The sequence below is a fragment of the Rhodococcus sp. NPDC060086 genome, assembly GCF_042730275.1.
GTDB lineage: Bacteria > Actinomycetota > Actinomycetes > Mycobacteriales > Mycobacteriaceae > Rhodococcus.
The window spans coordinates 80731-99450 of record NZ_JBHWWZ010000011.1 but is presented as its reverse complement, the minus strand read 5'-3'; the positions used below and the strand labels follow the sequence as shown (position 1 = coordinate 99450).

Below are 18720 nucleotides of genomic sequence, written 5' to 3'. Positions count from 1 at the left end.
TCAGGACGAGTACGCCGAGTTCTCTTCGACGTAGGCGTGCGAGAGGTCGGTGGTACGGATGGATACTTCGGCGTCGCCGACACCGAGGTCGATGTCGAGGGCGATGTCGATGCCGGACAGATCCACCTCGCGGGCGCCAGGTGCGCCGACCCCGTCGATGCACACGGGGCTTCCGTTGAACGTCACCGAGATCTTGTCGGGATCGAGTTCGATGGGGGCGATGCCGATCGCAGCGAGGACGCGGCCCCAATTGGGGTCGGAGCCGAACAGTGCGGTCTTGACGAGGCTGTCGCGGGCGACGGTGCGGGCACCGATCAGCGCGTGGGATTCGGAGGCGGCACCACGCACCGTGACGGTGACGCGCTTGGTGACGCCCTCTGCGTCGGCCATCATCTGGTCCGCGAGGTCGTCGCACACGGCGAGGACGGCGGCGTTGAGTGCGTCCTGGGACGGGGCGACGCCGCTGGCGCCGGATGCAAGGAGCAGAACCGTGTCGTTGGTGCTGGTGGCGCCGTCGATGTCGAGTCGATCGAACGTCATGCGGGTCGCGCCGCGCAGTGCTTCGTCGAGTTGTTCGGCGGTTGCGACGGCGTCGGTGGTGACGACGCACAGCATGGTGGCGAGCGCAGGGGCGAGCATGCCGGCGCCCTTGGCCATGCCGCCGACATTCCACTTGTCGGCGTGGTGCAGTGCCGCCTGTTTGGGCACGGTGTCGGTGGTCATGATGGCGTAGGCGGCGTCGGTTCCGCCGGAGATTCCGCCGGCGAGTTCGTGCACGATCTCCTGGACGCCGGAGAGCACCTTGTCCATGGGCAACCGGTCGCCGATGAGGCCGGTCGAGCACACGGCGATCTCGCCGGCACCGGTGTCGGTGCCCCAGTTGCTCAGCGCTTCGGCGACGGCTTCGGCGGTGGCGTGGGTGTCCTGGAATCCGCCGGGACCGGTGCACGCGTTCGCGCCGCCGGAGTTGAGGACCACGGCGCGCAGGGCGTGCGAGGCCAGCACCTGCTGCGACCACAGGACGGGCGCGGCCTTGACCTTGTTGGTGGTGAACACGCCTGCGGCGGTGAGGTCGGGGCCTTCGTTGAACACGAGCGCGAGATCGGTCCTGCCGGAGGCCTTGATACCGGCGGGGATGCCGGCAGCACGGAATCCGGCTGGGCCGGTGACGCCCTGGGTGCGAATGAGCCGTCCCCCGGCGATGTCGACCGCCTCGCCGTAGACGTGGTCGGCGTGCTTGTCGGTGTTCTCGGTCACGGTGCGACTCCCACAGTGGGCAGGCCGGCCGTCTCGGGCAGACCGACGGCAAGGTTCATGGATTGCACGGCGCCGCCGGCGGTGCCCTTGGTGAGGTTGTCGATCGCTGCGATCGCGACCAGGAGTCCGGCGTCGGTGTCGACGGTGACGGAGATCTGCACCGCGTTGGATCCGACGACTGCGCCGGTGGCGGGTAGTACGCCTTCTGGAAGCAGGTGGACGAACGGTTCGTCGGCGTAGGCCTTCTCGTAGACGGCGCGCACGTCCGCAGCCGAGGCGGTGGTCGGTGCAGTGCACGTCGCGAGGATGCCGCGCGGCATCGGTGCCAGGACGGGTGTGAACGAGACGGTCACGGGTACGCCGGCGAGTGCGGACAGGTTCTGTTTGATCTCCGGGGTGTGCCGGTGTGCGCCGGCGATGCCGTATGCGCGGGCCGAGCCCATCACTTCGGAACCGAGTAGGTCGACTCGCGGGGACTTGCCCGCTCCGGAGGTGCCGGAGACCGCGACGATCTGGACCGTCGGCTCGACGATGCCTGCCGCGATGGCCGGGGCCAGCGCGAGTGTCGCGGACGTCGGGTAGCAGCCGGGCACCGCGATACGGGTGGCACCGGTGAGTTGCTCCCGCTTTCCGGCGAGTTCCGGGAGTCCGTAGGGCCACGTGCCTGCGTGGTCGGTGCCGTACCAGCGTTTCCAGTCGTCGGCGTTCTCGAGCCGGAAGTCTGCGCCGCAGTCGATCACGACGGTGGTGTCGGGGAGTTTCTCGGCGAGCGCGGCGGAGTGGCCGTGCGGCAGGCCGAGGAACACGACATCATGACCGGAGAGGGAGTCGAGGTCGGTGGGTGCGAGCACTCGCTCTGCCAGGGGGTGCAGGTGTGGATGGAACTCGCGCAGAGCGGCGCCGGCGTTGCCTCCCGCGGTGAGTGCACCGATGACGAGGGAGCCGTCCAGGTAGGCGGGGTGCGTGAGGAGCAGGCGCAGGACCTCGCCGCCCGCGTAGCCGCTGGCGCCCGCGACCGCGACCCGGAGTGGCGACTGCGGTGTCGCTGTGAATGCCGGTGAATTACCCATGCGATTGATTATGCACCGTCGTGCAAATTATTTCATCACCGGGTGCTCCCGGTATCAGGAGCTCTTCATCGACCGCCGGATCTCGTCGAGTTTGTCGACAGCAGCCTTCTTGCGATCCTCGTACTGTTCGTCGAGTGTTCTACCGGCAGCGCTCTCGTGTGCCAGTTCCTCCATACCGATCGCCACCCCTGATCGCCGCTCGATCTTGTCCCGCACCGAGTCGAAGGTAGGCACACCGCCTTCGGTGTACCCGGTGATCTCCTCGATGGTGGGTGCCCGCGTCCCGGCCGGTGTGATGTCGGGGTCAGGCGACGGCTCCGGTTCGATCGGAGGGACGTCGGGTATCGAGGGGCCGGGCGGCACGTCGGGGACCGACGGCGTATCCGGTCCGGCCGGGGTCACGTCCGGCACGGGCTCCTCGGGGTTGTCAGGATCCGGTATGCGTTCGGGGGAAGTCTCATCCGTGCTCATTGGTCCAGGTTACGTCGCACGCCGGTCTGCCGCCGCCGGTCAGTGCCTCAGTTCCGCACCCACTGCAGCGGATGCGGCGGCGACGGCCGCGTCTCGCACAGCGCTCGCGTCGTCCTCGGTCAGGGTGCGGTCGTATGCACGGAACCGCAGCGCGAACGCGAGCGACTTGCGGCCGTCGCCCACCTGGGAACCCGTGAACACATCGAACAGACGGATGTCCTCGAGCAACTCGCCGCCACCGCTGCGCAGGGCCGCTTCCACCCGTGCGGCAGGAACTTCGTCGGACACCACCACCGCGACATCCTGCAGTACCGCCGGGAATGGCGACACCACCGGTGCGGGCAACGCCTCCACGATCGGCAACGCATCGAGGTTCACCTCGAAGGCGCAGGTCCGCGCGGGCAGTCCGGCGCGTTCGAGGACAGCGGGGTGGAGCTCACCGGCATGTCCGACGACGACACCGTCGACGAGCAGCTCGGCGCAACGTCCCGGGTGCCACGGTAGGTACCGTGCCGCGCGTCGCTCGAGTTGCACACCTGCAGCTCGGGCGACGGTGTCGGCCGCGGCGAATGCGTCCGCTGCTTCGGCTGCACGACCCGTCCCCCAGGGACCGGCGGGTTCCCGCAGGCCCGACAGCACGCCGCCGATGTGCACGGGTTGCGCAGGCAGCGACCGTTCGAGCAACGCGATCTCGTCCTCGGTGGGACGTCGGTCGACAGGTAGTGCCGCGACCGCGGTGGTGTCGGGTCCGGGATGGACGACCTGCGCCATCGAGAAGAGCGCGATGTCTCGATGGCCGCGCGACACGTTGCGGGAGAGTACTTCGAGCAGTCCCGGCAGCAGTGTCGTGGCCAGCTCCGGCCGCTCGGACTCGAGCGGGTTGAGGACCTTGGTGGTGGTGCGGCGCGGGTCGTCGGCGTCGAGCGCCCACGTATCGAACACGCCGGCAGGAAGAAATACCGGGGCGAGAACCTCGACGTAGCCGTCGGAGGCAAGCGCACGACCCACCGAGCGACGACGACGCTGTCCCGGGGTCAGTCCGCGTCCGGCAGGCGCGGCCGGGACGATCGACGGGATCTGCTCGAGCCCCTCGAGGCGCAGCACCTCTTCGACGAGATCCGCGGGCTGACGCAGATCCGGACGCCACGACGGCGGCGTGACGACCAGTTGACCGTGCCCGTCGTCGCCCACACCGACCTCGACAGCACATCCGATCTGCGTCAGGCGTCGCGCGGCCGTGCCGTTCGCATAGCTCACGCCTGCGATGCGGTCGGGCAGGTCGATGTCCATGTGGATAGAGGCGGTCTCGGTGTGCACCGCAAGGTCGGTCAGGGTCGGCTCGACGCGACCGCCGGCGATCTCCACGAGCAGCGACGCTGCACGGTCGAGCGCCGCGCGCGCAACTTCGGGATCGACGGTGCGCTCGAAGCGCTTACCGGCCTCGCTGCTGAGCTTGTGCCGCCGGTTCCCGCGGAATACCGCGAGCGGATCCCAGGTGGCGGCCTCGAGGAGGATGTCGGTGGTGCCGTCGCCGACCTCGGTGGTGGCGCCGCCCATGATTCCGGCGAGAGAGATGACACCGCTGTCGTCGGTTATGACGACGTCCTCGGGATCGAGGTCGCGCTCCACGCCGTCGAGCGTGGTGAGCTTCTCCCCAGCTGCGGCGCGACGAATGACGAGCTCGCCCTGCAGGGTGGCAGCGTCGAACGCGTGCAGGGGCTGGCCCAGTTCGAGCATCACGAAGTTGGTCACGTCGACGGCCGGCGAGATCGGGCGGACTCCGGCGGTGTGCAGGCGACGCTGCATCCACCATGGAGTGACCGCCGCCGGATCGATGCCCGTGACCTTGCGCGCCGCGAACCGGGTGGCACCGGCTTCCGGCTCGAGACGGATCGGGTAGCTCTCCCCACCGTCGGACGGCAGCGACGGGACCTGTGCCGGGTCGATGAACTCGAGGTCGAAACCGCACGCGAGTTCACGGGTCAGGCCGCGTAGCGAGAAGCAGTAGCCGCGGTCGGGGGTGATGTTGAGTTCGATGACGGTGTCGCCGAGTCCGAGCAGATCGTTCGCGTCGTCGCCGGGTTCAGCGGAACCGGGTTCGAGGACGAGGATGCCGGAATGGTCCTTGCCGATACCGAGTTCGGAGACCGAGCAGATCATGCCGTCGGAGACCTGCCCGTACGTCTTACGTGACGCAATGGCGAAGCCGCCGGGCAGCACTGCGCCGGGTAGCGCCGCCACGATGAGGTCGCCTTCGTCGAAGTTGCGAGCGCCGCACACGATGCCGCGGGGGGCCTCCTCGCCGACGTCCACCTGGCAGAAGCGGATGGGCTTCTTGAAGTCCTCGAGTTCAGTGATCTCCGCGACGCGGCCGACGACGAGGTTGTCGACGCGGTCGAGAGTCTCGATGTCCTCGACCTCGAGACCGACCCTGACGAAGCCCGCGTCGAGTTCCTCCGGGGTGACGTTCCACTCGGGTGTGGCGCGCTGCAGGATCTCCGCCAGCCAGGATTGCGCTACTCGCACTTGAGCTCAGCTTTCTCGTTCGATGTCGGTCTCGGGTCGGAGCGTCGGCCCCGGATCCCGTCGGTCAACGGATGAGGACGTCAGCCCTGTACCCCGAAGGGCACGGATCAGGGCGTCAGCCCTGTACCCCGAAGGGCAGAGTGAAGCGGATGTCGCCTTCGACAATGTCGCGCATGTCGGAGATACCGTTGCGGAACTGGAGCGTGCGCTCGAGGCCCATGCCGAACGCGAACCCGCCGTACACGTCGGGGTCGATGCCGCTCGCGCGAAGCACGTCGGGGTTGACCATGCCGCAGCCGCCCCACTCGACCCAGCCTGCACCACCCTTCTTGTTCGGGAACCACACGTCGACCTCGGCGGAAGGCTCGGTGAACGGGAAGTAGTTCGGCCGCATCCGGGTGGTGGTCTCGGGGCCGAACAGTGCGCGGGCGAACGCGTCGAGCGTGCCCTTCAAGTGCGCCATGGTCAGGCCCTTGTCGACCGCGAGGCCCTCGATCTGTGAGAACACCGGGGTGTGCGTGGCGTCGAGTTCGTCGGTGCGGAAGGTACGGCCCGGGCACACCACGTAGATCGGAATGTCGCGGCTGAGCATCGTGCGGACCTGTACCGGGGAGGTGTGGGTACGCAGCACCTGCCGGGAGCCCTCGGGCGCGATGTGGAAGGTGTCCTGCATCGTGCGGGCCGGGTGATCGGGCAGGAAATTCAATGCGTCGAAGTTGTAGTGCTCGGTCTCGACCTCGGGTCCCTCCGCGATCTCCCAGCCCATCGCGACGAACACGTCGGAGACCTGCTCGGAGATGATGGTGATGGGGTGGCGCGCGCCGAGCGCGCGGCGGGTCGCGGGGAGGGTCACGTCGATCGATTCTGCGACGAGGACCGCGGCGTCGCGCTCCGCCAGCAGTTCTTCACGGCGAGCATCGAACGCGGCCTGCACGGCGGTGCGGTGCGCGTTGACACGCTTGCCCGCGTCGGCGCGTTCGGGTCCGGGCAGGGAGCCCAGGGCACGTTTCGCGAGCGAGATCGGCGCCTTGTCCCCGAGATGAGCAATCTTCGCCTGGGCGAGTTCGTCGAGGTCGGCGGCCGTGCCGAACCCTTCGACAGCTGCTTTCTCTGCCGCAGCGAGGGCGTCCTCGGTCAGCGCTCGGGGATCGACTGCCGGCGGGGTGCCGTCCTCTTTCTTGGCCACGACCGGTGCAACTCCTTCTTCGGGCGAACGGTTCTTCGTCGGTGGGTGAAGCCGATGCAGCGAAGCCGCACCATGGAAATCCTAGGCTAAGCGCGTAGCCGACTGATGCTGCACCCGGGCACTCGCGTACATGCAGATGGCGGCGGCGGTCGCCAGGTTGAGGGATTCGGCACGACCGCGGATGGGGATACGCACCCGATGATCGGCACGGGCGGCTACCTCGGCGGGCAGTCCGTGGGCCTCGCTGCCGAACAGCCAGGCGGTGGGTGCGGCAAGCAGTTCGTCTGCGTCGTCGAGGTCGACCTCGCCGTCGGCGGCGGTCGCGAGGATGGTGACGCCGGCGGCGGTCACGGCATCGAGCACGCGGGTGGTGTCGCGTTCACGCACGAGCGGAAGGTGGAACACGCTTCCGGCAGAGGAGCGCACGCACTTGCCGTTGTGCGGGTCGACGCTGTCGCCCGCGAGGATCACCGCGTCGGCGCCGACGGCGTCGGCGACGCGGATGAGGGTGCCTGCGTTGCCTGGTTCCCCCATCTCGACCGGGACCGCGAGCAACCGCGACCCGGATCGGAGTGCAGAGTCGAGGGACACGTCGACGGTGTCGCACACGGCGACCAGACCGGGCGGGGTGACGGTGTCGGACAACCGCTCCGCGGCGCGGTCGGTGACGATACCGACGCGGATGCCGCAGCCCTGCGCGGTGGTGACGAGGTCCCGGTAGCGCTCGGCGGCGTCCGCGGTGACGAACACGTCGTGAACGACCCCGGTCGCGAGTGCCTCGGTGACCGAGTTCTCACCTTCGGCGAGGAAACGTCCGGTCTTGCGCCGCTCGGCGGCGCGAAGCAGTTTGACAGCAGAAACGACCCGTGGGGTGCGCTCGGTGAGCGGGTCCACGGGCCGTTCCTGTGCTGGATTCTCGTTCAGCGTCGCGCTCAGGCAGCCGGAGCGTTGACGTCGGCCGGAAGAGCAGCCTTCGCGACGGCCACCAGGCCGGCGAATGCCTCGGCGTCGACAACGGCGATCTCCGCAAGGTTCTTACGGTCGACCTCGACACCCGCGGCCTTGAGGCCCTGGATGAACCGGTTGTAGGTGATGTCGTTCGCGCGAGCCGCAGCGTTGATGCGGGTGATCCAGAGCCTGCGGAAGTCGCCCTTGCGTGCGCGGCGGTCGCGGTAGGCATAGGTCAGCGAGTGAAGCTGCTGCTCCTTGGCCTTGCGGTACAGGCGCGAACGCTGCCCGCGGTAGCCCTTGGAGGCCTCGAGAATCGAACGGCGCTTCTTCTGGGCGTTGACGGCCCTCTTCACGCGTGCCACTGATATGTCCTGTCAGTTTCGGGGGGCTGGTACTCGCCCCCGGGATGATCGGTCGGGAAGGCTCAGATGTCGAGCAGGCGCTTGATGCGCGGCACGTCGGCGGCGGCGACGACGGCGACGCCGTCGAGGCGACGCGTCACGCGCGAGGACTTGTGCTCGAGCAGGTGGCGGCGACCGGCCTTCTGGCGCAGGATCTTTCCGCTACCGGACACCTTGAATCGCTTCGCGGTGCCGCTATGGGTCTTCGACTTGGGCATGGAGTCCTCAGTTCTTGTCGTGGATACATCGGTGCTCGCGCGCAGCACCGGATGTGCTGCCGGAGCGGCTAGCTGGTCTGTACCTCTCCCGACTGCTCCTGCTGCTCCGGCGCAGCAGGAGCTGCGGGCGCAGCAGGAGCTGCAGGTGCTGCGGAGTCGGCGGGTGCTGCGGAGGCAGGCCGAGAAGATTTCGCCGGAGCGGCGTGGGCAGCTTCCTGAGCCTTGGCGCGGGTCTTCGCACCCTTGTGCGGGGCCAGGACCATCGTCATGTTGCGGCCGTCCTGCTTCGCGGACGTCTCGATGAAACCCAGGTCGGCGACATCGGCGCCGAGACGCTGCAGCAGACGGAATCCGAGTTCGGGTCGCGACTGCTCACGACCGCGGAACATGATGGTCACTTTGACCTTCGAGCCGGCTTCGAGGAAGCGAACGACGTTCTTCTTCTTGGTCTCGTAGTCGTGGGCGTCGATCTTGGGACGGAGCTTCTGCTCCTTGATCACGGTCAGCTGCTGGTTCTTGCGCGATTCGCGCGCCTTCTGCGCGGCTTCGTACTTGAACTTGCCGTAGTCCATGATCTTGCAGACCGGCGGGCGGGCGTCGGGGGCCACCTCGACCAGGTCGAGGTCGGCTTCGATGGCCAGGCGGAGTGCATCTTCGACACGCACGATTCCGACCTGTTCACCACCCGGTCCGACGAGCCGGACCTCGGGAACACGGATGCGTTCGTTGATGCGGGTCTCAGCGCTGATGGGGCCTCCTAGGTAGAAATGCGGTGTGGTCTCTCTGACCGCACCGCAGCAAGCGGGGCCCGGCGATTCCTCGACGAAAAAACCCCGCTGCGGCGCCTATGCACCTCGCGGGGTCCGTACCGACCGGTCGACGCGCCGCGGTATCACCGCGACCACGTTCCACGCCCTCGAGGACGTGGACTCTCCGAGCGCCGGAGCGTTCGAAGGACCGGACCACTGCACCGTAGAATTGCGCGGCCAGAGGTGGGAGTCGGACTCCACTTGCTGCCCACGCGAGTACGCGCAGGCGGTCGTGACGATCAGTCTAGCAAAAGATGCATCTCGGCGCAGAATCGGACGCCGGAGCGCGTACCCGGGAAGTGAGCACTGTGCCGTTGGTGGGATCCTCGAGGCATGACCGACACCCCCGATCCCACCGACCACGCCGACCAGCCCGCGGACGTGCGCGACCTCGCCGACATCCCTGCGGTCGAGGTGATCAGCCGCGCTGCGGTGATGCTGATGAGTTCCGCTGCGGAGAAACTGGGCCTCGCCGACGACCCCGAGGCGAGCAACCGCCTCGACCTCGACGAGGCGCGCCGCGTGATCACCGCCCTCGCCGGGCTCGTCACCGCCTCGGTCGAGTACCTCGGCCCGCACGCCGGCCCGATCCGTGAGGGCCTGCAGGCACTGCAGAAGGCGTTCCGCGAAGCATCCTCGGTGCCCGATGCGCCCGGCCAGGGCCCCGGCGAGAAGTACACCGGTCCCGTCTACTGACGTTCGGCGAACGTTCGTCCCGTCCGCTCAGCCGGTGGCGGCCTTCTTCCGAGGCGCACGCTTGCGGGCGGGACGAGCGGCCTTCTTCTCGAGGACCGAGGTGGAGACGGCGAGAGATTCCGCCAGGAAACGGCCGGTGTAGCTGGCCTCGACCGTCGCGATGCTCTCGGGCGCACCTTCCGCGACGACGGTGCCGCCACCCGATCCACCTTCCGGTCCCATGTCGATGACCCAGTCCGACGTCTTGATCACATCGAGATTGTGTTCGATGACGATGACGGTATTGCCCTTGTCGACGAGCCCGTTGATGACGCCGAGTAGTTTCCGGATGTCGTCGAAGTGCAACCCGGTGGTCGGTTCGTCGAGGATGTAGGCGGTACGTCCGTTGGAGCGTTTCTGCAGTTCGGCGGCGAGCTTGACGCGCTGCGCCTCACCACCGGACAGCGTCGTCGCGGGCTGGCCCAGACGGACGTAACCGAGACCCACCTCGACGAGGGTCGCGAGGTACCGGTGGATCGAGGTGATCGGCTGGAAGAAGTCGGCGGCCTCCTCGATCGACATGTCGAGCACTTCGGCGATCGTCTTGCCCTTGTAATGCACCTCGAGTGTCTCCCGGTTGTACCGCGCCCCGTGGCACACCTCGCACGGCACATACACGTCGGGCAGGAAGTTCATCTCGATCTTGAGGGTGCCGTCACCCGAGCACGCCTCACAGCGGCCGCCCTTGACATTGAAGGAGAATCGTCCCGGTTGGTAGCCGCGCACCTTCGCCTCGGTGGTGGCGGCGAAGAGGGTGCGGATCTTGTCGAACACGCCCGTGTAGGTCGCGGGGTTCGACCGCGGTGTCCGTCCGATCGGCGATTGGTCGACCTGCACGAGTTTGTCGAGCTGATCGAGACCGTTGATGCGGGTGTGCCGACCGGGAACCTGCCGCGCGCGATTGAGCTTGTTGGCCATCACGGTCGCGAGGATCTCGTTGACGAGCGTCGACTTTCCGGACCCCGACACACCGGTCACGCAGGTGAGCACTCCGAGCGGAAACGCGACGTCGATCTCGCGGAGATTGTTCTCGCGTGCACCGATCACCGTGATCTGACGTTTCGGGTCGACCGGCCGACGCACCAGAGGAATCGGGATCGATTCGCGGCCCGACAGGAACGCGCCGGTGATCGATCGGGGATTGTCGAGGAGCCCCTTGTATGTGCCGCTGTGGACGACGTGTCCGCCGTGCTCGCCGGCGCGGGGGCCGATATCGACCACCCAGTCCGAGGCCCGGATGGTGTCTTCATCGTGTTCGACGACGATCAGGGTGTTCCCGAGGTCGCGCAGCCGGGTGAGGGTGTCGATCAGCCGCCGGTTGTCGCGCTGATGCAGACCGATCGACGGCTCGTCGAGCACGTAGAGGACACCGACGAGACCGGAGCCGATCTGGGTGGCGAGCCGGATACGTTGGGCTTCACCACCGGACAGCGTGGCGGCGGCGCGAGCGAGGGACAGGTAGTCGAGACCCACGTCGAGGAGGAAGCCGAGCCGCGCCTGTACTTCCTTGAGGACCTGACCGGCGATTGCCGCTTCCCGCGGACCGAGGGTGAGACTGTTCAGGAAGTCGGCGCACTCGGCGATGGACAGCTCGCAGACCTCGGCGATCGACTTGGCACCGCGGTCTCCCGCGGTGATCGTGACCGCCAGGATCTCCGGGCGCAGTCGTGTGCCGTTGCACGTCGGGCACGCGATGTCGCGCATGTACCCGTCGTAGCGTTCCTTCATCTGCTCCGACTCGGTCTGTTCCATGCGGCGATGCAGGAACGGCATGACGCCCTCGAACTCCGCGTAGTACGAGCGGACACGGCCGTAGCGGTTCTTGTAGCGGACGTGCACCTGCTCGGTGCTGCCTTCGAGCACGGCCTTACGGACCTTGGCGGGCAGCTTCTTCCACGGGGTGTCGATGTCGAAGCCCATGACGTCGGCCAGCCCGGTGAGCAGCCGGGTGAAGTATTCGGCGCTCTGCCCCATCGACCACGGCGCGATCGCGCCGTCGGCGAGGCTGCGGTCGGGGTCGGGTACCACCAGTTCGGTGTCGACCTCTTTGCGCACACCGAGGCCGGCGCAATCGGGGCACGCGCCGTACGGGGAGTTGAACGAGAACGAGCGCGGCTCGAGGTCGTCGATCGCGAGGGGATGGCCGTTCGGGCAAGCCAAGGTTTCGGAGAAACGGCGTTCACGATCGGGGGCGTCCTCGTCGCGGTCGACGAAATCCAGAACGACGATGCCTTCGGCGAGGCGCAACGCTGTCTCGACGGAATCGGTGAGGCGCTGTTTCGCGGTAGGTTTCACGGCGAGGCGGTCGATGACGACCTCGATGTCGTGCTTCTCCTGCTTCTTGAGCTTCGGGGGCTCGGACAGCGGGTAGACCACCCCGTCGACCCGGATGCGGGAGTATCCCTGCACCGTGAGGTGTTCGAAGAGGTCGACGAACTCGCCTTTTCTGGTGCGCACCACGGGCGCGAGGATTTGGAAGCGGAGTCCCTCTTCCATCTCGAGGACCTGATCGACGATCTGCTGCGGTGACTGGCGCGCGATCTTCTCGCCGCACACCGGGCAGTGCGGCGCACCAGCGCGCGCATAGAGCAGTCGGAGGTAGTCGTAGACCTCGGTGATGGTGCCGACGGTCGAGCGCGGGTTGCGGTTGGTCGACTTCTGGTCGATGGACACCGCAGGCGAGAGACCTTCGATGAAGTCGACGTCGGGCTTGTCCATCTGACCGAGGAACTGCCGCGCATACGCCGAGAGAGACTCGACGTAGCGGCGCTGCCCCTCGGCGAAGATGGTGTCGAACGCGAGACTCGACTTGCCGGACCCGGAGAGGCCGGTGAACACGATCAGACTGTCGCGCGGCAAATCCAGGTCGACACCACGCAGATTGTGCTCGCGCGCCCCTCGTACGATCAGGCGATCCGCCACACCAGTTCCTTCCTCGTCGACAAGGCCGCATCCGGGCCCTGGCCCATCGTAGGCGCGCACTCCGACAGGTTCCGGTCCACGACCGCTCCACCTCGAACGATGCGTCCCGGAGGTAGCCTCCATCACTATGACGAAGCAGCCACTCATCATCGACGACCATTACACCGGCGAGGTCTCCCCCGGTGGCCCCGCGCAGCGCCGCTCGATCCCCGGCGCGACCATCGTCAAGCTCTCGGTGGGGCAGATGGACAACAACACCTATCTCATCACCGACTCGGAAACCGGCAAGTCGCTGTTCATCGACGCTGCCAACGAGCCGGATCTGCTCGTGTCCTACCTCGCCGAACATGCACCGAATCTCGAACTCATCCTCACTACGCATCAGCACTGGGACCACTGGCAGGGGCTCGAGCAGGTCGCTGCCGCGACCGGGGTGCCGACCGCCGCACATCCACTCGACGCCGAACCGTTGCCCGTGACTCCGGAACGTCTCCTCGAGGAAGGCGACACGGTCCGAATCGGCGACCTGAGTCTCGAGGTGCTTCACCTGGCCGGGCACACCCCCGGGTCGATCGCGCTTGTGCTCGAGGAAGCCGGCACCGGACGTCACCACGTCTTCACCGGTGATTGCCTGTTCCCTGGCGGAATCGGAAAGACGGCGGACAACGAGAAGTTCGCCTCGTTGCTCGACGACGTCGAGACGAAACTCTTCGGCCGGTTCGGTGACGACACGGTGATCTACCCCGGACACGGCAAGGACACCACGCTCGGGGCCGAGCGTCCGCATCTTCAGGAGTGGCGCGAGCGCGGTTGGTAACGAAGAAACGCTCCACCTGCCGAGGTGAAACGTGGATCACACGGAGAATGCCGTACTGTCGGGGAATCAGGACCGTTCAGGTCCTCAATTGAGGGTGGCAGCATGGCCGACAAATCGCCTCGCAGTTCCATGTCGAAGAAGTCCGGCAAGTCGCTGAAGGAAAAGCGCGTCGACAAGAAGACCCGGTCGGACGGCAAGGCGGAGCCGGAGATCATCGCCCACGTCAAGAAGCGCTGACACGTTTCCCCTTCCCCTCAATCCTGCAGGAGCACAACTACATATGCTTGATCTCGGTGTCATGGCGCATTCCCGGAAGAAGAACGAGCGCCGTTTGCCGATCCACCCCCGTCACTTCCACCGGATCGACGACGATCTACGCGCACACATCTATCTCGAGACCGGGTACGGTGAGCCCTTCGGGGTGTCCGACACCGACCTGGAACCGCTGATCGCAGGCTTCCGTTCCCGAGATCGACTGATCGCCGAATGCGACGTGATCGCTCTCCCCAAGATGCAAGCGAGTGATCTCGCGGAACTTCCTGAGGGACGCACGGTATGGGGCTGGCCGCACTGTGTCCAAGACACAGAAGTGACGCAACTGGCCATCGACCGGAGCCTGACGCTCATCGCTTTCGAAGCGATGAACCATTGGCGAAGCGACGGAAGTTTCGGGCTGCACGTGTTCCACAAGAACAACGAGCTCGCCGGTTACTGCTCGGTCGTGCACGGTCTGCAGACCATCGGCGCCACCGGTGACTACGGTCGCCGGCTGCGCGCAGTGGTGATCGGGTTCGGCGCGACAGCCCGAGGTGCGGTCACAGCGCTGAACGCGTACGGCATCGACGACGTTCGAGTACTCACCAACCGCGATGTGGCCGCGGTCGGATCGCCTATCCATTCGGCGCGGATCGTCCGATTCGAGCACGACGCGACCGATCCGCATCGGAGTTACGCGCTCACCGACGAAGGCCGGGTGCCCTTGGCGCCCTACCTGGCGGAGAACGACATCGTCGTGAATTGCGTATTGCAGGACACCGCAGACCCGTTGACCTTCCTCGTCGAGGAGGACCTGCAGTCCTTCACGTCGGGCAGCCTGATCGTCGATGTGTCGTGCGACGTCGGCATGGGATTCAGTTGGGCTCGGCCCACATCGTTCAGCGAACCGAGCTTCATCGTCGGCGACAACGTGCACTATTACGCAGTCGACCACAGTCCCTCATATCTGTGGGACGCCGCTACCTGGGAGATCAGCGAGGCGTTGCTCCCCCATTTACGGACGGTCCTTTCCGGTCCGGACGCCTGGGCCGAGGACCCGGTCATCGACCGAGCCATAGAGATCCGTGAGGGAGTGATCCGCAATCCGAGCATCATCGCTTTCCAGCACCGCTCCGCCGACCACCCCCACGAGATGGCCACAGACACAACGAAATAGCCACAGACACGGCGGGTTCGGAGACTCCTCACGTTCTCGGTAGAGGCGCCACATTCCGCTCCCACGCCCGCACCCGGCAGCAGCACGGGTGCGGGCAGGAAGCGGACCCACCGAAACCGCGCCACGAGCCGTCCGTGTTGTCGGCCCTGAAACAGCCGAGCTGCGCACATCGTTGCATCGAGTCTCTCCGTGACTCCCCGAACGTTTCGCACCTGCTGTTTCACACCTGCCGGTCGTCAGCGGTTCCGGGCAGAGCACGCCGTCATTGTTCTGCATATAAATTTTTTCCGTCTCATCCGAATTCGGCCAGCGGATTCATCCGAATGAGCGATTTCGGCATACTTCCGGACACAGCCGGGTACACGTGACAGGGTCCGAATTCACAGTGACTGCGGAGAAAGAGGCTGAACATGATCGTCCGAAGGCTTGCGCGCCCGATGCTCGCGTCCATTTTCATTGCAGGAGGCATCGATGCCCTGCGCAACCCCTCCCCCAAGGCCGCTGCGGCCCAGCCCGGGCTGGATCAGATGATCGGTGTCGCGCCGAATTCCGTCACCGACCGTCTGCCCAGCAACCCCGAAACCCTCGTGCAGATCAACGCCGCGGTGCAGATCGGCGCGGGCGCGCTGTTCGCCATCGGCAAATGGCCACGGTTCTCGGCGCTCGCACTCGCCGGCACGGTGGTACCGACCACTGTGGCCGGCCACGACTTCTGGAACTACGACGACCCCGACGCACGGGCGCAGCACCGCACCCAGTTTCTCAAGAATGTCGGCCTGCTCGGTGGATTGATCCTCGCGTCCGTCGATACCGAGGGCAAGCCGTCGCTCGGATGGCGAGGCCGCCGCGCGGCACGCCAGGCACAGGAAGCCGTCGCTGCAGCCCTGCCCGGTTCCTCGTCGGATCACGCGGCAGGCGACGCTCTGCACACCGTCTCCGAACGAGTGAAGTCGCTCACCGAAGAGGCGAGCCACCATGGAAGCACTCTTCTCGACAAGGCCAAGGAACGCGGACCTGAACTTGCCGAGGTTGCCCGCGATCGCGGCACGGAAATTCTCGGGGTCGCCCGTGAGCGCGGACCGGAGCTCGCCGAACGCGCACGCGATCGCGGTACCGAACTCTTCGACGCAGCCAAGGAACACGCTCCTGAACTCACCGACACCGCGAAGGAGCGCAGCAACGAACTCCTCGAGCGTGCGCGCAACCGCGCACCCGAATACGCCGAGGTCGCCCGTCGGCGCGGCTCGAAGTGGTGGGAAACGACCCGCGATCGAGGTACCGAGCTCGCGCATCTCGCCGAGGAACGCTCCTCGGAACTGAATGCGAAGGCGCTCGAGAACGCGCAGCACGCACGGAAGCACGCCGAGAAGGCACGGGCGAAGGCGGAGAAGGCACGGGCGAAAGCCGAAAAGGCACTCGAGAAGAAGCTCGGGTAGCGACCCGCGTCCCCTCGGGGAGGTCAGCGGGCGCGCCGTGATTTCTGCACAGCGGCCTCGGCCGAACTAGACTCCTTGGACACTTTCCTCGACGTGCCTGCGCGTTCGAATCGTTCCAACCCGAGGAGTTCATGTGCCGGATGATGGCGCGCCCCATCCCGACCTCGAGCACGAGCAGCGGTACCTGTCGACGCTGTATACGCATCTCGACGAACTGCGCGAGTACACCCAGACGCGTTTGAAGCGGGTACTGCTGGAAACCGGCGGTACACCCCAGGCACGCAGCGAACGCGAATCGTTCACCCAGATGTACACCGAAGACCTCGCCAAGTACGACGCGGCCGAACACGGATTGTGCTTCGGCCGCGTCGATGTCCGTGAATCCGAACACAGCAGCAACCCGGACACCGACGACAAGCACGCCGACAGCAGGGACACCGACGACAGGAGCACCGAGGCCCGGTACATCGGACGCATCGGCATTCTCGACGAGGACAACGACTACGAATCGCTGCTGCTCGACTGGCGCGCGCCCCTCGCCCGGCCGTTCTATCTGGCCACCCCCGCAACACCCGAGGGGGTGATTCTGCGCCGACACATCCGCAGCAGGAACCGCACCGTGACGGCCCTCAACGACGAGTACCTCGACCTCGACGCGGCACGCGAGCACGCAAGCGTCGGCTCCGCAGGGGGCGTCGCCGGCGAGTCCGCGCTCCTGGATGCGCTCAATGCAGCCCGCACCGGCCAGATGCACGACATCGTCGCGACGATCCAGTCGGAGCAGGACGCCATCATCCGCTCCGACCACAAGAGCGTGCTCGTGGTGCAGGGCGGACCCGGCACCGGTAAGACCGCGGTCGCTCTGCACCGCGCCGCGTACCTGCTCTACACCTATCGCAAACAGCTGGCGAAGAGCGGCGTACTCATTGTCGGACCCAATTCGACATTTCTCGACTACATCGGCCAAGTATTGCCGTCGCTGGGCGAAACGGGTGTGCTGTTGTCCACGGTCGGCGACCTCTACCCCGGAGTGAAGGCCACTCTCGACGACAATGTCGAGGCCGGCGAGATCAAGGGGTCCCTCGACATGGTGGACATCCTGAAGCGGGCCGTCCGCGACCGGCAGGAAGTGCCGTCGAAGCCGGTGCCGGTCACGTTCGACACGTACCGACTCACCCTCGACCGCAAGGTGGTCACCCGCGCCCGTGGCCGCGCGCGCTCCTCACGTCGTCCGCACAATCTGGCACGGCCGATCTTCGTGTCCGGCGTCATCGAAGCTCTCGCGGATCAGATGGCGGAGCTCATCGGAGCGGATCTTGTCAATGGCGGAAATCTCCTGAGCCACGACGACATCGACGACATCCGCTCGGAGATGCGGGCGGACTCCGACATCATTGCCGCGATCGATGCCCTGTGGCCCCAGCTGTCACCGCAGCGAGTTCTGTCGGATCTACTGGCCTCGAAGACGCGACTGTCCACGGCTGCACCACACCTCTCCGACAGCCGGATCGACGCACTGCATCGGCCCGGCCCGACCGTCGGGTTCAGTGCTGCGGACGCACCGCTGCTCGACGAACTCGCCGAACTGCTGGGCATCGACGATGCGGCAGAACGCGAGGGTGCCGCAAAGCGGTGGCGCAGGCAGATCGCCGACGCACAGGGCGCGCTGGACATCCTCACCGGTTCGGCGCCGCAGGACCTCGAGGACGAGCTCGATCCGGAGTTGCTGATGGCATACGACCTGATCGATGCCTCCCAACTCGCCGAGCGCCAGGATCTGAAGCAGCACCGGACCACCGCCGAGCGCGCGGCAGGTGACCGCACCTGGACGTACGGACACATGATCGTCGATGAAGCGCAGGAGCTCTCCGATATGGCGTGGCGCATGTTGATGCGCCGGATCCCGAACCGCTGGATGACTCTCGTCGGAGACACCGCGCAGACGGGCGACCCTGCCGGAACATCATCGTGGCAACGGGTTCTCGAACCGTATGTGAAGAATCGGTGGCGCAGGGCCGAGCTGACGGTCAACTATCGGACGCCGGCCGAGATCATGCGAACAGCACACGACGTGCTCGCCGAGATCGATCCCGAACAGGTGCCGCCCCGCTCTGTACGCGACTCCGGTTTCGTGCCGTGGGCACGACACGTGCGCCAGGACCAGCTCGTCGACACGGTCCGCGCGATCGTCGACGCCGAGGACGGCCCCGGGCTGACCGTGGTGATCGTTCCGCCGCGCCTGGTGCAGGAGTGGGCTCACCTGGCCTCGGCGTCGGTGCGAGTGGCGACGGTCAAGGACGTGAAGGGACTCGAGTTCGATTCGGTGATGCTCGTCGAACCGGAGGAGATCCTGGCGGCGTCGCCGCGCGGACTCAACGACCTGTATGTGGCGTTGACGCGCGCGACGCAGCGCCTCGGTGTTGTCCACACCGCACCGCTTCCGCACGTGCTCGAGGGACTTGCGACCCCGGCACCGTGTTGACCCTCGG

General features: G+C 66.6%; 16 protein-coding genes. 6 read left to right on the top strand and 10 right to left on the bottom strand.

Features of this window, described 5'->3' with window-relative positions; translation table 11 throughout:
- The 9 genes from argJ to infC all read right to left on the bottom strand — a co-directional run bounded on the left by argJ (nucleotide 1) and on the right by infC (nucleotide 8829).
- Nucleotides 1-1257, bottom strand: coding sequence for a bifunctional glutamate N-acetyltransferase/amino-acid acetyltransferase ArgJ (argJ, locus tag ACFWB0_RS09710; RefSeq protein ID WP_378490228.1), 1257 nt, complete (start codon nucleotides 1255-1257; stop codon nucleotides 1-3).
- Nucleotides 1254-2327 (bottom strand): N-acetyl-gamma-glutamyl-phosphate reductase, encoded by a 1074-nt coding sequence (gene argC / locus ACFWB0_RS09705; protein WP_378490227.1) that lies wholly within the window; start codon nucleotides 2325-2327, stop codon nucleotides 1254-1256. Before argC ends, argJ begins: the two co-directional genes overlap by 4 nt.
- A gap of 54 nt (nucleotides 2328-2381) precedes the next feature.
- Entirely contained in the window at nucleotides 2382-2798 is a 417-nt protein-coding gene (locus ACFWB0_RS09700; protein ID WP_378490226.1) for a hypothetical protein, read from the bottom strand.
- Nucleotides 2799-2837: 39 nt separating this feature from the next.
- Nucleotides 2838-5324: a phenylalanine--tRNA ligase subunit beta gene (gene pheT / locus ACFWB0_RS09695; RefSeq protein WP_378490225.1), complete on the bottom strand. Its 2487-nt coding sequence runs from the start codon at nucleotides 5322-5324 to the stop codon at nucleotides 2838-2840.
- A gap of 115 nt (nucleotides 5325-5439) precedes the next feature.
- Nucleotides 5440-6510: a phenylalanine--tRNA ligase subunit alpha gene (gene pheS / locus ACFWB0_RS09690; RefSeq protein ID WP_378490224.1), complete on the bottom strand. Its 1071-nt coding sequence runs from the start codon at nucleotides 6508-6510 to the stop codon at nucleotides 5440-5442.
- An 81-nt stretch (nucleotides 6511-6591) separates the two neighbouring features.
- Nucleotides 6592-7404 (bottom strand): TrmH family RNA methyltransferase, encoded by an 813-nt coding sequence (locus ACFWB0_RS09685; RefSeq protein ID WP_378490223.1) that lies wholly within the window; start codon nucleotides 7402-7404, stop codon nucleotides 6592-6594.
- 38 nt (nucleotides 7405-7442) lie between these two features.
- A complete protein-coding gene (gene rplT, locus ACFWB0_RS09680) occupies nucleotides 7443-7823 on the bottom strand; it encodes a 50S ribosomal protein L20 (protein WP_378490222.1) in 381 nt (126 codons plus the stop codon).
- Nucleotides 7824-7885: 62 nt separating this feature from the next.
- A complete protein-coding gene (rpmI, locus tag ACFWB0_RS09675) occupies nucleotides 7886-8080 on the bottom strand; it encodes a 50S ribosomal protein L35 (RefSeq protein ID WP_378490221.1) in 195 nt (64 codons plus the stop codon).
- Between the two features lie 68 nt (nucleotides 8081-8148).
- A complete protein-coding gene (gene infC / locus ACFWB0_RS09670; protein WP_378490244.1) occupies nucleotides 8149-8829 on the bottom strand; it encodes a translation initiation factor IF-3 in 681 nt (226 codons plus the stop codon).
- Between the two features lie 393 nt (nucleotides 8830-9222).
- On the opposite strand from infC, the gene ACFWB0_RS09665 reads away from it, so the two are divergent.
- Nucleotides 9223-9585: a DUF1844 domain-containing protein gene (locus ACFWB0_RS09665; protein ID WP_378490220.1), complete on the top strand. Its 363-nt coding sequence runs from the start codon at nucleotides 9223-9225 to the stop codon at nucleotides 9583-9585.
- A gap of 27 nt (nucleotides 9586-9612) precedes the next feature.
- On the opposite strand, the gene uvrA is transcribed toward ACFWB0_RS09665, so the two are convergent.
- Nucleotides 9613-12546, bottom strand: coding sequence for an excinuclease ABC subunit UvrA (gene uvrA, locus ACFWB0_RS09660; RefSeq protein WP_378490219.1), 2934 nt, complete (start codon nucleotides 12544-12546; stop codon nucleotides 9613-9615).
- 127 nt (nucleotides 12547-12673) lie between these two features.
- Between uvrA and ACFWB0_RS09655 the strand changes: the two genes are divergently transcribed.
- The 5 genes from ACFWB0_RS09655 (at nucleotide 12674) to ACFWB0_RS09635 (ending at nucleotide 18713) form a co-directional block, all read left to right on the top strand.
- Nucleotides 12674-13363 (top strand): MBL fold metallo-hydrolase, encoded by a 690-nt coding sequence (locus tag ACFWB0_RS09655; protein ID WP_378490218.1) that lies wholly within the window; start codon nucleotides 12674-12676, stop codon nucleotides 13361-13363.
- A gap of 102 nt (nucleotides 13364-13465) precedes the next feature.
- Nucleotides 13466-13600 carry a hypothetical protein gene (locus ACFWB0_RS09650; RefSeq protein ID WP_378490217.1) on the top strand — a complete coding sequence of 45 codons (135 nt, stop codon included), beginning with the start codon at nucleotides 13466-13468 and terminating at the stop codon, nucleotides 13598-13600.
- Between the two features lie 43 nt (nucleotides 13601-13643).
- On the top strand, nucleotides 13644-14795 hold the full coding sequence (locus tag ACFWB0_RS09645) for a N(5)-(carboxyethyl)ornithine synthase (protein ID WP_378490216.1): 1152 nt from the start codon (nucleotides 13644-13646) through the stop codon (nucleotides 14793-14795).
- Between the two features lie 410 nt (nucleotides 14796-15205).
- Nucleotides 15206-16231 carry a DoxX family membrane protein gene (locus ACFWB0_RS09640; RefSeq protein ID WP_378490215.1) on the top strand — a complete coding sequence of 342 codons (1026 nt, stop codon included), beginning with the start codon at nucleotides 15206-15208 and terminating at the stop codon, nucleotides 16229-16231.
- Nucleotides 16232-16364: 133 nt separating this feature from the next.
- Nucleotides 16365-18713 (top strand): HelD family protein, encoded by a 2349-nt coding sequence (locus ACFWB0_RS09635; RefSeq protein WP_378490214.1) that lies wholly within the window; start codon nucleotides 16365-16367, stop codon nucleotides 18711-18713.
- Nucleotides 18714-18720 lie beyond the last annotated feature (7 nt).

What these genes read in the sequence shown, in the direction of transcription:
- argC (WP_378490227.1), bottom strand. Translation starts at nt 2,327, where the DNA reads ATGGGTAATTCACCGGCATTCACAGCGACACCGCAGTCGCCACTCCGG.
- ACFWB0_RS09700 (WP_378490226.1), bottom strand. Translation starts at nt 2,798, where the DNA reads ATGAGCACGGATGAGACTTCCCCCGAACGCATACCGGATCCTGACAAC.
- rpmI (WP_378490221.1), bottom strand. Translation starts at nt 8,080, where the DNA reads ATGCCCAAGTCGAAGACCCATAGCGGCACCGCGAAGCGATTCAAGGTG.
- ACFWB0_RS09665 (WP_378490220.1), top strand. Translation starts at nt 9,223, where the DNA reads ATGACCGACACCCCCGATCCCACCGACCACGCCGACCAGCCCGCGGAC.
- ACFWB0_RS09655 (WP_378490218.1), top strand. Translation starts at nt 12,674, where the DNA reads ATGACGAAGCAGCCACTCATCATCGACGACCATTACACCGGCGAGGTC.
- ACFWB0_RS09650 (WP_378490217.1), top strand. Translation starts at nt 13,466, where the DNA reads ATGGCCGACAAATCGCCTCGCAGTTCCATGTCGAAGAAGTCCGGCAAG.
- ACFWB0_RS09645 (WP_378490216.1), top strand. Translation starts at nt 13,644, where the DNA reads ATGCTTGATCTCGGTGTCATGGCGCATTCCCGGAAGAAGAACGAGCGC.
- ACFWB0_RS09640 (WP_378490215.1), top strand. Translation starts at nt 15,206, where the DNA reads ATGATCGTCCGAAGGCTTGCGCGCCCGATGCTCGCGTCCATTTTCATT.